General features: G+C 15.1%; 10 protein-coding genes and 1 tRNA gene. 7 read left to right on the top strand and 4 right to left on the bottom strand.

Annotation, left to right across the window (positions count from 1 at the left end):
- The first annotated feature begins 44 nt into the window (after positions 1 to 44).
- A complete protein-coding gene (locus NARPIN1_RS00895; RefSeq protein ID WP_130579307.1) occupies positions 45 to 1,325 on the top strand; it encodes a peptidylprolyl isomerase in 1,281 nt (426 codons plus the stop codon).
- A gap of 30 nt (positions 1,326 to 1,355) precedes the next feature.
- Complete coding sequence (gene rsmA / locus NARPIN1_RS00900; RefSeq protein WP_130579309.1) at positions 1,356 to 2,138, top strand: 16S rRNA (adenine(1518)-N(6)/adenine(1519)-N(6))-dimethyltransferase RsmA; 783 nt, start codon at positions 1,356 to 1,358, stop codon at positions 2,136 to 2,138.
- 10 nt (positions 2,139 to 2,148) lie between these two features.
- Here rsmA and ileS read toward each other — a convergent pair whose 3' ends face one another.
- Positions 2,149 to 4,959 (bottom strand): isoleucine--tRNA ligase, encoded by a 2,811-nt coding sequence (gene ileS, locus NARPIN1_RS00905; protein ID WP_130579311.1) that lies wholly within the window; start codon positions 4,957 to 4,959, stop codon positions 2,149 to 2,151.
- Positions 4,960 to 5,077: 118 nt separating this feature from the next.
- Here ileS and rpsT point away from each other — a divergent pair, with 118 nt between their 5' ends.
- The gene (rpsT, locus tag NARPIN1_RS00910) at positions 5,078 to 5,344 is read left to right on the top strand and encodes a 30S ribosomal protein S20 (RefSeq protein WP_130579313.1); all 267 of its coding nucleotides are present in this window, start codon (positions 5,078 to 5,080) and stop codon (positions 5,342 to 5,344) included.
- A gap of 13 nt (positions 5,345 to 5,357) precedes the next feature.
- Positions 5,358 to 6,599 (top strand): tRNA nucleotidyltransferase/poly(A) polymerase-related protein, encoded by a 1,242-nt coding sequence (locus tag NARPIN1_RS00915; protein WP_130579315.1) that lies wholly within the window; start codon positions 5,358 to 5,360, stop codon positions 6,597 to 6,599.
- Between the two features lie 6 nt (positions 6,600 to 6,605).
- Here NARPIN1_RS00915 and tsaD read toward each other — a convergent pair whose 3' ends face one another.
- Entirely contained in the window at positions 6,606 to 7,610 is a 1,005-nt protein-coding gene (gene tsaD / locus NARPIN1_RS00920; protein WP_130579317.1) for a tRNA (adenosine(37)-N6)-threonylcarbamoyltransferase complex transferase subunit TsaD, read from the bottom strand.
- A gap of 88 nt (positions 7,611 to 7,698) precedes the next feature.
- Between tsaD and rpsU the strand changes: the two genes are divergently transcribed.
- Genes rpsU through rpoD form a run of 3 tightly spaced genes read left to right on the top strand, consistent with a single transcriptional unit; the run spans position 7,699 to position 11,341 of the window.
- Positions 7,699 to 7,869, top strand: a complete 171-nt coding sequence (rpsU, locus tag NARPIN1_RS00925) for a 30S ribosomal protein S21 (protein ID WP_130579319.1) — start codon at positions 7,699 to 7,701, stop codon at positions 7,867 to 7,869.
- An 18-nt stretch (positions 7,870 to 7,887) separates the two neighbouring features.
- Complete coding sequence (gene dnaG / locus NARPIN1_RS00930; protein ID WP_130579321.1) at positions 7,888 to 9,606, top strand: DNA primase; 1,719 nt, start codon at positions 7,888 to 7,890, stop codon at positions 9,604 to 9,606.
- A 25-nt stretch (positions 9,607 to 9,631) separates the two neighbouring features.
- Positions 9,632 to 11,341 carry an RNA polymerase sigma factor RpoD gene (gene rpoD / locus NARPIN1_RS00935; protein ID WP_130579324.1) on the top strand — a complete coding sequence of 570 codons (1,710 nt, stop codon included), beginning with the start codon at positions 9,632 to 9,634 and terminating at the stop codon, positions 11,339 to 11,341.
- A 6-nt stretch (positions 11,342 to 11,347) separates the two neighbouring features.
- Here rpoD and NARPIN1_RS00940 read toward each other — a convergent pair.
- Both NARPIN1_RS00940 and NARPIN1_RS00945 read right to left on the bottom strand, forming a co-directional pair.
- Positions 11,348 to 11,420: transfer RNA gene (locus tag NARPIN1_RS00940), tRNA-Ile, on the bottom strand.
- Between the two features lie 43 nt (positions 11,421 to 11,463).
- Positions 11,464 to 14,079, bottom strand: coding sequence for a valine--tRNA ligase (locus NARPIN1_RS00945; RefSeq protein WP_130579326.1), 2,616 nt, complete (start codon positions 14,077 to 14,079; stop codon positions 11,464 to 11,466).
- Between the last annotated feature and the right edge of the window lie 59 nt (positions 14,080 to 14,138).

A 14,138-nucleotide genomic window follows, 5' to 3' on the forward strand; every position in this document is an offset into this window, starting at 1 on the left:
ATTAATCTAATAAATATATTTTAAATAATTTAAAGAGAAATAATATGAATAAATTATTATTAATAGTATATGTATTTTTATTTGGTTTTAGTAATTTAAACTGTAAATGTAAAACCGTTGATGAAATAGTTGCAGTTGTAAATAATTTAGTAATTTTAAAAAGTGAATTAAATAATTTTAAGAAATTAATAGAATTAGATGGATCATTTAAAAAAGAAGTAGATAATTCTAAATTAGATAATATTTTATTAAATCAATTAATAATAGATAAAATGAGTTATCAAATTGCATTAGAAAAAAATATTTTAGTTAATAATTCTGATGTTAATAGATTTATAGAAAATATAGCAAATCAAAACTCTATTAGTAAAGATGTTTTTTTAAAAAGAATTAGTCTTAATAATATTAATATAAATTATTATAAAGATTTTATTAAAAGAAAAATAACTAATAATATTTTATATAATAAAGAAATAAGAAAATTAATTGATGTTACTGATAAAGAAATTTTAGATATGTATAAAAATATAGATTCTAATAAAATATTAGATTTATTTACAAGTTATGATTTTTATGAAATATATGTACCTTTTAATGAAAAATCTAAATTAAATATAAATATTAATAATAAAAGTTTTATTAATAATTTATTATTTATGCTTAAAAATAATTATTCTTTAGATATAATAAAAAAATTTATTAATGTTTATAATAAAAATGTAAAGATAAATGAATATAAAGATATAAAATTAAAAAATTTAAATAGTATTTATATACCTTATTTTAATAAAATTAATAAAGAAAAGTTTGTTGTTGATCCAATAGTAGTAGATAATAATATGTATTTAATAAAAATAAATAAAATACATAAAGAAAATTTCTCTAGATTAGTTAATGAAGTTAATATATCTAATATATTAATAAAAGATAAAGATTTAACAAAAGAAATAAAAGATAAAGTTGATAGTATATATAAAGATATAAAAAATAATAAAATTTCATTTTCTGAAGCTGCTAAAAAATATTCAGAAGATAATGTATCTTCTAATAACGGAGGAAATGTAGGATGGTATATAATAAATATTTATAATAAAGATTTTATAAATGAAATAAATAAATTAAAAATTGGAGAAATTAGTAAACCATTTTTTTCTAATAAGAGTTGGAATTTAATAAAATTAGTAAATACAAGAAATGTAAAATATGGTGAATTTATAAAGAAAAAATATATATATGAATACATTTTTAATAAAAAATTCTCAAAAGAATTAGAACAATGGATAGAAAATAATAAAAAATTGACATATATAAAAATATATAATTAAATATTAATTTATTATATATTTTTTATATTTATGAGAAATAATAAATTTGATCAAATTTTTCTTAAAGATATAAATATTATAAATTTTATAATTAAAAATATAAATCCTAAATATTATCAAAATATAGTTGAAATCGGGCCCGGTTTAGGATCTATAACATTACCAATTATTAAGTATTTAAATTTATTAACTTTAATAGAAATAGATAAAAATATATCTAATAAATTGATTAGATTATTAAATATTAATAGTAATAAAATTATATTATATAATGAAGATGCTAGATTTTTTAATTATAATAAATTAATTAAAAATAAATATGATAAATTAAGAATATTTGGTAATTTACCATATAATAATTCATTATTAATAATTATAAATTGTATTAAATATTATAATATAATACATGATATTCATTTTATGATTCAAAGAGAATTATCAGAAAAATTAATTAGTAATAAATTATGTAAATCTAATATATTAATTAGATGTTTTTTTAATATTAATATTATATATAAAAATATACATCCTAATTCATTTTATCCGAAACCTAAAGTTTATTCTTCAATAATTAAAATAATTCCTAAAAAAAAAAATTTGTCTATAAAATATTTATTTTTTTTAAAAAAAATATCAAGAATACTTTTTTGTAACAAAAGAAAAATAATTAAAAATAATTTAAAAAATTTATTTAATATTAATAATTTAATTTTATTAGAAAAATTAAATTTTATTAATTTAAATTTAAGAGCAGAAAATTTATCTATTAATCAATTTATAAAATTATTATTTTTTTATTTAAAAAATAAGTAAAAATAAATAATTATACAAATTTTCTTATTTCATTTATATTATTCATATTATTAAAACATCTATTACATATATAATCTTCTTTTTTATAATTTATTTTATTATTTACTTCACATAAATGCCAACATCTATTACATTTTATTCCATTAATTTTATCTAAAAATATCTTATTATTACCTATATGTATAAAATCTTTAATTTTTTCTGGAAAATTTTCAATTTTATTAATTGTTACTTTAGAAGTTATAAATATATAATGTAATTCATTTTTTAATAATTTTATTTCATTAAATAAATATTTATCCAAATATAGATATATATGTAATTCTAAATTACTATTTATAACTTTATGTTTTTTAATTATTTCTATTTTTTTATTTATTTCATTTTTTATATTAAATATAAAATTCCATATTTTATTACTTAATATTTTATATTTATTTATATTTTTTAATTTATTAAACCATTCTTCTGTAAATATAGATTTAGATCTATTTCCAGGAATATATTCCCATATTTCTTCTGATGTAAAAGATAATATTGGAGATATCCATCTAACTAAAGATTCTAATATATAAAATATAGATGTTTGACAACTTCTTCTTGGAATAGAATCTTTCCCTAAAGTATATTGTCTATCTTTTATTATTTCTAAATAATTTGAACTCAAATCAACTGAACAAAAATTTATTATATGATCTAAAACATTACAAAAATTATATGAATTATATAAATAAATTATTTTTTTTTGTAAAAAATAAGTTTTTTTTAATATCCATAAATCTATTTGAACCATATTTTCATAATTTATATAATCTTTATTATAATCAAAATCATATAAATTAGATAATAAAAATCTAATAGTATTTCTTATTTTTTTATAATTATCAGATACTCTATCTAAAATTTCATATGAAACTGATATATTTTTTTTATAATCAGACGAAGATACCCACAATCTAATTATATCAGATCCAAATTTTTTAATTAATTCATTAGGATTTATTATATTTCCAATCGATTTAGACATTTTTTTTTTATTTTTATCTATAACAAATCCATGTGTTAATATATTTTTATATGATGATTTATTATTTAACGCAATAGATATTAATAATGATGACATAAACCAACCTCTATATTGATCTATTCCTTCAACACATAAATCTATATAATTTTTATCTTTAAATTTATCAATATCTTTTACTACAGAAAAAAATGTGGTTCCAGAATCAAACCATACATCTAAAACATCATATACTTTTACATAATCTTTATAATTTTCTGTTAATTCACATAAATTAATATCCCACCATGATTGAATACCATATTTTTCTATAATATTAGAAATTTTTTCTATTATAATATCTATATCAGGATGTAATTTATTATTATATTTGTTAATGATTAATGTTATTGGTATACCCCAATTTCTTTGACGAGATATACACCACTCTTTTCTTTTAATTATCATTTCTTTAATATAATTTTTACCCCATTTAGGTATCCATCTTATTTTATTTATTTCATTTATTATATTGTTTTTTAAATTATTATTTTCTAAATCTATAAACCACTGATTAGTTACCCTAAATATTATTTTATAATTATGTCTATAACAAAATGCATATTTATGAATATAATTTTTAATAAATAATAATGAATTATTTTCTTTTAATATATTTATAATATCTAAAATAGAATCAAATATAAATTTTTTATCTAATAATTTATGTGTATTATCATTATAATATCCATATTTATTTATAGAATTTTTTATATTTAAATTAAATTTTAAACCAATTTCATAATCAGTTTGTCCATGTCCTGGAGCTATATGAACTATACCAGTACCAAATTCTATATTTATACTTTCATCAAAAATTACAGGTACTGTATTATTATTTATAGGATTAATACACATAAAATTTAATATATATTTACCTAATATTTTTTTTATATTAATAAAATTTTTTATATTATTTTCTTTTATAAAATTATTTAATGAATTACATGATAATATAATTATTTCATCATTATATTCTATTAAATTATAATAAATATTAGGATTTATAGATATAGCTTCATTATCTGGTAATGTCCATGGAGTTGTTGTCCATATTACTAATGATACTTTATAATTATCTATATTTAATATTTTATTAGCATAATTTATATTTTTAATATAAAATTTAATATATAAAGATTTTGATGTTATATTTTTATATATAATTTCTGATTCAGATAAAACTGATTTACAATTAATACACCAATATATAGGTTTAATACCTGATTTTATATAATTTAATTTTACTAATTTTCCAAATATTTTTATTATATTTGAAATTGTTTTAAAATTCATAGTTAAATATGAATTTTTCCAATCTGCAAATATACCTAATCTAATAAAATCTGATTTTTGTATATCTATTTGTTGAATTACATATTTTCTACATTTTAATCTAAATTCTTTTTTATTTATTTTTTCATTATTTATATTTTCAATTTTTGATTCTATTGGTAATCCGTGACAATCCCATCCAACAATATAAGGAGCATTCATTCCAGATAAATTTTTAGATTTTATAATTATATCTTTTATAATTTTATTTAAAGCATGTCCCATATGTATATTTCCATTAGCATATGGAGGGCCATCATGTAATAAAAATATTTTTTTATTAAGTTTACTTTTCTGTATTAAATCATATATATTATTTTTATTCCATTTATATAAAATTTTTATTTCATTTTTTATTAAATTACCTTTCATAGGAAACAATGTTTTAGGTAAATTCAAAGTATTTTTATAATTTTTATTCATATTTATTATTTACTATTACTAAAATATATAATATATTTAATATTAAATTATTTAAATATAAAATGACAATATAATTATATATTATAATACTAATTTTCTTAATACAATGAGGTAAAAATTGTTAGTTAATAAAGATTTAAAAAAAATAAAAAATAAATATAAAAAAAATGAATTAATAAATAATAGTAAAAAATCTATAATAAAAAATTTTATAAGAAAAATTAATATTTATTTATTAGATAATAATAAAGAAGAATTAAAAAAAATATTTATAAAATTTCAATCTTATATAGATAGTCAATCCAGTAAAAGATTAATTCATAAAAATAAAGTATCTAGATATAAATCTAGAATAATGAAAAAGATTAATAATTTAACAATATAAATATTATATTATTTTGAAAATATATTTAGTTGGTGGAGCAATAAGAAATAGATTTCTATTTCTTCCAGTTAAAGAAAAAGATTGGGTTGTTGTAGGATCTTCTTCAGAAGAAATGTTAAAATTAGGATTTAAAAAAGTTGGTAAATTTTTCCCTGTATTTATACATCCAATATCTAATGAAGAATATGCTTTAGCTAGAACAGAAATAAAAATTGGACATGGACATAATGGTTTTGATTGTTTTTCTTTAAATGTTTCTATAGAAGAAGATTTATATAGAAGGGATATTACTATAAATGCTATAGCTGAAGATAAAAATGGAAAAATTATAGATCCTTATTTTGGAATAAAAGATATAGAAAATAAATTAATAAAACACATATCAAATAATTTTAAAGATGATCCATTAAGAGTTTTAAGAGTGGCTAGATTTTATTCGTATTTATATCACTTAAAATTTAAAATATTTGATGAAACATTAAATTTGATGAAATTGATTGTTAAAAGCGGTGAATTATCTTATTTATCTTCAGAAAGAATATTACAAGAAATAAAAAAATCTATGTTAACTAAAAACCCTGAATTTTTTTTTTATATTTTAAATAAATGTAAAGCATTATATTGTATATTACCAGAATTTTTTAATTTATTAGATATAAATTCTGATAAAATAAAAAATTTTTATAAAATATTAAAAGTAATAAAAAAAATTAAATATCTAAATTTAGATTTTATATTAAGATTTTATTCTTTAATATATATATTAATAATTTATAAAATAAATGAATTAAAACTAAAAAATTTTAAAATAAATTATAGTAAATTTATTTTAAATAAAAAAAATATAATAATTTCTATATTTAATAGATTTAATTTATCCAAAAAATTAAAAATATTTGCTATAAAAATAATAGATAATATTTTTTTAATAAATAAAATAGAATTATTAAATGAATATAAAATAGTAAAATTATTTCATGATTTAAATATTAATAAAAATATAAAAAATTTATTTTTTTTAATACAAATAACATTTATATATAAAGATATAAGAATATTTTTTATAGATAAAAACAATAATTTATATAATAAAAATAAATATATGATTAAAATATGGAAAATAATAAATTCTGTAGATATAAAAAAAATAATAAAAAATATTAATAATTATAAAAATACTAAAGAAATTATAATAAATGAACAAGTAAATACTTTAAAAAAATGGATTAAAGTTAATAATTTTAAAAGTATATAAATATTATTAAATATCTTCTAAAGACCATTTATTATTTACAAAAATATTTAATTTATTATTTTTTATAATATTACTTTTTAAATATCCAACATATGCTATCATAGCACCATTATCTGTAAAATATTTTCTATTTGGAAAAAGTACTTTTATTTTTAATTTATTTTCTAATGATAATAATTTATTTCTTATATTTTTGTTAGAAACTACACCTCCTGATACAGTTAATATTTTAGATTTTGTTTTAATTATTGATAATTCACATTTTTTTAATAAAATATCTATCACAGAATTTTCAAATTCTAATGCAATATCACATTTTGTTTGATAATTTATATTATTATTTTTTTTTATTAATTTATATATGTGTGTTTTTAATCCAGAAAAACTAAAATTTAGTTTATATTTATTATTATTAATCATAGGTCTTGGAAATTTATATATATTTCTTCCATATTTTGCTAAATTTGATATTTCTTTACCCCCTGGATAATTAATACCTAATATATTAGCAATTTTATCATATACTTCACCAACAGCATCATCTACAGTTTTACCTATAATTTTATATTTACCTAATTTATTTGAGTATATTAATTGAGTATTTCCACCAGATATTAATAAACTTACAAATGGAAATTTTATATTATTTGTTTCTATAAATGGAGATAATATATGTCCTTCCAAATGATTTATAGGAATAGAATCTATATTCCAAGAGTATGCTAAAGTAGATCCTATAGTTGCTCCTATTATTAGTGAACTAAATAATCCAGGTCCTGCTGTATATGCAATTTTATCTATATTTTTATAGAAGTTTTTTTTATATATATTATTAATTATTTTTATAATATTTATTATATGATTTTTTGATGCTAACTCAGGTATTACTCCACCATATTTTGAATGTATTTTTTTACTACTATATGTTTTGTTAAAAATAACTCCGTTATTACTATCATATATTGATACTCCTGTTTCATCACAAGATGTTTCTATTCCTAATATTTTCATTTAATTATTTTAAATTTTTATGTTATTATTTATATTATATAAAATTTAATACTTTTATCATTTATATAATTAGTTATATTAATATTATATGCCATTCATAAAAATAAGTAACAATGAACCATTTGAATTAGCTTTGAGAAGATTCAAAAGATTATGTGAAAAATCTGGAATTTTATCTGAAATAAAAAAAAGAGAATTTTATGAAAAACCTAGTACAAAAAGAAAAAAAATAAAAGATTCTTTAAAAAAAAAAAAATAATATAAAATTTAATATTTAATGATTTTTTATTATAAAAAAATATCTAAATTTTTAATAAAAGAAATATTAGATAAAACCAATTTATTAAATTTAATAAAATCTAAAATTTCTGTAAAAAAAGTTGGTAATTCATTTTTTTCTTTATGTCCATTCCATAAAGAAAGAAAACCATCGTTTTCTATAAATAAAATAGATAAATTTTATTACTGTTTTGGATGTGGAATAAGTGGAAATTCTATAAAATTTTTAATGGATTTTAATAAATTAAGCTTTATAGAATCTATAAAAGAATTATCATTAATTAATAATATAAATATAGATTTAAAAGAAAAAAATATAAATAATAAAAATATTAAATATATAAAATTATTAGAAGAAATTTCACATATTTATTATGAAAATTTAAGGAAAAAATTTAATGAAAAATTAAAAACTTTTTTTATTATTAAAAAATGGAGTTTTTCAATAATAAAAAAATTTAATATAGGATATTCTTCTAATAATATAATATCAAATTTATTTATTAATAATAAAGAAAAATTATTACTATTAGAAAAATTAAGTATTATAAAAAAAATAAATAATAAATATATAGACATTTTAAATAATAGAATAATATTTCCAATTTCTAATAATTATGGAGATATAATTTCTTTTGGTGGTAGAACATTAATAAATGATAAATATAAATATATAAATTGTTCTAATAATTTTTTATTTAAAAAAAGATATACTTTATATGGATTAGATAAAATTTTAAATAAAAATAATTTTGTAGAAAAATTATTAATTGTTGAAGGATATTCAGATGTTATTTCTTTAACAAATTTTGGAATAAATTTTTCTATAGCTTCTTTAGGGACTTCATTAACATATGAACATATAAAAATAATATTTAAAATTACTAATAATATAATTTTTTGCTATGATTCTGATATACCAGGTATAAAATCGTACTATAGAATATTAATTAAAATAATAAATTTTATAACAGATGAAAAAGTAGTTAAGTTTATTAAATTACCTAATAATGAAGATCCTGATTCATTTATAAGAAAATTTGGTGTTAATGAATTTAATAAATTTATTAATAATTCTAAAAATTTTTACGATTTATTATTTGAATTTATAAAGAAAGATATATATATTTCTGATATAAATGGAAAAATAAAATTTATAAAAAAAATTTTATTTTACACAAATAGAATACCTGGAAATTTAACAAAAAAATTAATAAAAAAAGAATTAATATCAAAATTATTATTAACTAATAGATTAAATTTATTAAAAGTAATAAATTATAATTTTAATTATAAAAAACATAAATTAACAATATTACAAAAAATTATAAGTTTATTATTACAAAATATAAAATTATATAGATTATTTTATATTCCATATAATATAAAATGTATGTATTTTAATTTTAAATTATTAATTAATATAGTTGATTTATGTAAAAAAAATAATAATATAAATTTTAATAAAATAATATATTTACATAAATATAATTATTTATATTCATATTTATATTTTTTATATAAAATTGATGATAATATTATAAATTATAAAATTTTAGATGAAATTTTTTTAGAAATATTAAATAAATTTTATATTTTATTTTTAAAAAAAATACAAAAATATTTAATTTATAAAAGTAAAAAAAATGATTTAAACAAATATGAAAAAAAAAAGATATGGTTATTAAATATAGAATTATCTAAATTATCACTTTAAATTAATACTTATATCAAAATAAATTATGAATATTAACAATAATTGTAAATTAAAGTTATTAATAAATAAATTAAAAAATAAAAGTAATATAAAATTATCTTATATATATAAACATATTGATAATGTTAGTAATGAAATTATAAAAGAAATAGAAAATATGAATATTAATATTATTAATGATGTTGATATAAATAATAATATTAATTATAAATTAAAATCAGATATAAATAATTCAAATACTAATAATATTATTAATACAGAAGATCCTGTTAAGATATATATGAAAGAAATGGGATTAGTTAATTTATTAGATAAAAACGATGAAATAAATATATCAAAAAAAATAGAAAATAGTTATAACAAAATATATAGTAATATAACTGAATACACTAATATATTTATATATATATTTAATAGATATGAAAATGTAAAATCTAAAAAAATAAAATTATCTGAATTTTTATCAGGATTAAATTATATAGATAATAAAAAAGAATTTTTTATTAAAAATATAAAATATGAAAATGATGATATAGATTTTAAATTAGTAAATAAAAAAATTATTAATTTAAAAAATCAATTTAATATAGTAAATAATTTAATAAAAGAAAATGGTAGATATGATAATAAATCTATAATAGAAATAAATAATTTATTCAATATTTTTAAACAAATAAAATTATCAAAAAATGAACTAAATAATATTGTAAATATAATAAGTGATATAAATAATGATATATTAGAAAAAGAACAATATATAAAATATTTATTAATAAATAAATGCAATATATCTAATAATATATTTGAATATTTATATAAAAATAAAAAAATTGATTTTATTTGGTTAGAAAAAGAAATTAATTCTAATAATAAATGGTCTAAAAAATTAAAAAAATTTAATAATGAAATATTTAAAACAATTTGTTATTTAAAAAATTTAGAAAAAAATGTAGGATTAAATATAGATCATATAAAAAATATAAATAAAAACATAATTATAAATTTATATAAACTTAAAAATTTAAAAAATAAAATGGTAAAAGCTAATTTAAGATTAGTTATATCAATATCAAAAAAATATTTAAATAGAGGATTACAATTCTTAGATTTAATTCAAGAAGGTAATATAGGTTTAATGAAAGCTGTAGATAAATTTCAATATAAAAGAGGATATAAATTTTCAACTTATGCAACTTGGTGGATAAGACAATCCATAACTAGATCTATAGCTGATAATGCAAGAACAATAAGAATTCCAGTCCATATGATAGAGACTATAAATAAACTAAATAGAATATCAAGAAAGATAATACAAGAATTTGGTAGAGAACCTACTTATGAAGAATTATCTAATAAAATGTTAATATCAGAAGATAAAATAAGAAAAATAATGAAAATAGCAAAAGAACCTATATCTATGGAAACTCCTATAGGAGAAGAAGATACTAATATAGGAGATTTTATAGAAGATACATCATTAACTTTGCCAATAGAAGAAGCTACATCAGAAAGTTTAAAATTAGTTACAAATAATATATTATCTACTTTAACTGCAAGAGAAGAAAAGGTTTTAAGAATGAGATTTGGTATAGATATGAAATCTGATCATACTTTAGAAGAAGTAGGTAAAAAATTTAATGTTACTAGAGAAAGAATAAGACAAATTGAAGCTAAAGCATTAAAAAAATTAAGACATCCAAGTAGATCAGATATATTAAAAGAATTTTTAGATTAAAATTTTTGGCTTCTGTTGGATTTGAACCAACGACCTAACGATTATGAGTCGTTTGCTCTAACCTCTGAGCTAAGAAGCCTAAAATAAAATTAATTTATAAATATAATATACAAAAGAAATATTTAAGTCAAAAATATTATTTTAATGTCATTTATTAAATTATCTTTATATATAATATTATTATAATTATAATTATAATAATTTATATATAATTCGTATATATTTACAAATTTAGATATTATATATATATCATTTTCATTTAATTCAATTTTAATATTATTAATAATTATTTTAAAATTATTATTTGTTATTTTACTTTTTATATTTCTTATTTTTTTAATTATTTCTTTTATTATATTTATTTTATATGTATATTTTAAATTTATATAGTTATTATTAAATTTTGGAAAATCTTGTTGTATTAATAATTTATTAATATTTAATTTTTGTGATATTTCTTCTGTTATAAATGGAATTATTGGATGAGATATTTTAATTATATTTATTAATATATATTTTAAAAAATATTTTATTTCTTCTATTTCTTGTTTTTTCTCTATCAAAATTTTAGAAAATTCTATATACCAATTACAAAATTCATTTTTAATAAATTTATATATTAATTCACCATATACATCTAATCTATAATTATTTATTTCTATATTTATATTTTTTATTAAAATATTTAATTTAACTAAAATCCATTTATTAATATCTAATTTTATATTAGATAATTCTATTTTATTATAATTTGTATAATTTGTATTTTTTATTACAAATAAACTTACATTCCATAATTTATTACAAAATTTATTATAACTATCAATTAAATTTATATTTAATTTAATATTTTTATTATTAGAATAAGATAATTTTATTAACCCATATCTTAATGAATCAGCACCATATGATTTTATTCCATTTGGAAATTCTTTTGTAGTTGATTTTATTATTAATTCTTTCTTATTTTTATTTAATAAATTACTAGTTCTTTTTATTATTAATTTCTCTAATGATATTCCATTTATTATATCTATTGGATCTATAATATTTCCATTAGATTTAGACATTTTATACCCATTTTCATCATTAATTAATCCAGTTATGTATATTTTATTAAAAGGAACTATATTTTTTATATTTTTATTATCTTTCATAAAATATATTGACATCATTATTATTCTAGATATCCAAAAAAATATAATATCAAATCCACTAATTATTATACTAGTTGGATAAAATTTTTTAATTTTTTTATATGATTTAGGCCATCCTAAAGAAGAAAAAATAAATAAACTAGATGAAAACCAAGTATCTAATACATCGTTATCTTTCTTTAAAATTAATGATTTAGATAAATTAAATTTTTTTCTTATATATATTTCATTAAATCCTACATATATATTATTATTATTATCATACCATGCTGGAATATTGTGTCCCCACCATATTTGTCTTGATATACACCAATCTTCTATATTTTTCATCCAATTAAAATATGTATTTTCATATTTTTTGGGTATAAATTCTATATCCTTATTTTTTATAACATTTATTGCATCTAATGATATTTCTTTTGTTTTTAAAAACCATTGATTAGTTATCAAATTTTCTACAATAGAATTACTTTTATTACTATATGGAATAATTATTTTTTCATTATTAATAGAATCAATTAAATTTAATTTTAATAATTCTTTTACTATTATTTCTCTAGATTCTAAAATAGTTTTATTTTGTAATAATGTTGGAACCTTTTCTAAATTATATTTTAGTTTATTATTTATATCTATTAATTCTAAAAATTCATTTATTTTCCCATTTTTATTAAAAATATTTATAATTGGAAGAGAATTTTTTATTCCTATTTTATAATCATTTATATTATGTCCTGGTGTTATTTTAACACATCCTGTTCCTTTATTTATATCTATACTACTATCGAATATAATAGGTATTATTCTATTTATTATTGGAATTAATACCTTTTTACCTATTAAATTTGTATATCTATTATCATTAGGATTTATTGCTATTGCTGAATCTCCTAATATTGTTTCTGGTCTAGTTGTAGAAACAATTATAAATTTATTATTTTTTATATTATTAAATGATACATCATTTAATAATGGAAATTTTATATTCCATACTTTATTTAAAGATTCTTTATATGAAATTTCTAGATCTGAAATAGCACTACCAATTTTTGTATCCCAATTAACTATTTTAGTATCTTTATATATTAAATTATTATTATATAATTTAATAAAAGCATAATTAACTGAATAATTAAATTTTTTATCTAAAGTAAATCTACTATTAGAAAAATCAATAAAATTTCCTATTTTTTTTGTTTGAAATTTTATTTTTTTTTTTACTTTTTCTTTTAAAATCCAAGCTTCTTTGTTTAAAAATTTTATATTTTTATTTTTATTCAAATTATTATATATATTTGTTTTTTTTTCTATTATTATCTGTGTTGCTATACCTGCATGATCTAATCCAGATTGCCATAAAACATTTTTTTTTATCATTTTATTATATTTAACTAAAAAATCCATAATTACATGTTGAAAAGCATGTCCTATATGAAGATTTCCAGTTATATTTAAAGGGGGAAGTATTATTGAATAATAATTATTATTATTTAAATTTTTATTAAATATAATATTTTTATTTTTATTCCATAATTTAGATATTTTATTTTCAATAAATTTTGGATTATATATTTTTTTCATTTTTTTATTTTTTATAAAATAATAATTTATATATTATCATAATTTATATTATATAGTAT

This window comes from endosymbiont of Pachyrhynchus infernalis (assembly GCF_004296515.1).
Classification (GTDB): domain Bacteria; phylum Pseudomonadota; class Gammaproteobacteria; order Enterobacterales; family Enterobacteriaceae; genus Nardonella.

Excerpts from the sequence above, each read along its gene's own strand:
- rsmA (WP_130579309.1), top strand. The coding sequence starts at position 1,356 with ATGAGAAATAATAAATTTGATCAAATTTTTCTTAAAGATATAAATATT.
- NARPIN1_RS00895 (WP_130579307.1), top strand. The coding sequence starts at position 45 with ATGAATAAATTATTATTAATAGTATATGTATTTTTATTTGGTTTTAGT.
- tsaD (WP_130579317.1), bottom strand. The coding sequence starts at position 7,610 with ATGAAAATATTAGGAATAGAAACATCTTGTGATGAAACAGGAGTATCA.
- ileS (WP_130579311.1), bottom strand. The coding sequence starts at position 4,959 with ATGAATAAAAATTATAAAAATACTTTGAATTTACCTAAAACATTGTTT.
- rpsU (WP_130579319.1), top strand. The coding sequence starts at position 7,699 with ATGCCATTCATAAAAATAAGTAACAATGAACCATTTGAATTAGCTTTG.
- rpoD (WP_130579324.1), top strand. The coding sequence starts at position 9,632 with ATGAATATTAACAATAATTGTAAATTAAAGTTATTAATAAATAAATTA.
- dnaG (WP_130579321.1), top strand. The coding sequence starts at position 7,888 with ATGATTTTTTATTATAAAAAAATATCTAAATTTTTAATAAAAGAAATA.
- NARPIN1_RS00945 (WP_130579326.1), bottom strand. The coding sequence starts at position 14,079 with ATGAAAAAAATATATAATCCAAAATTTATTGAAAATAAAATATCTAAA.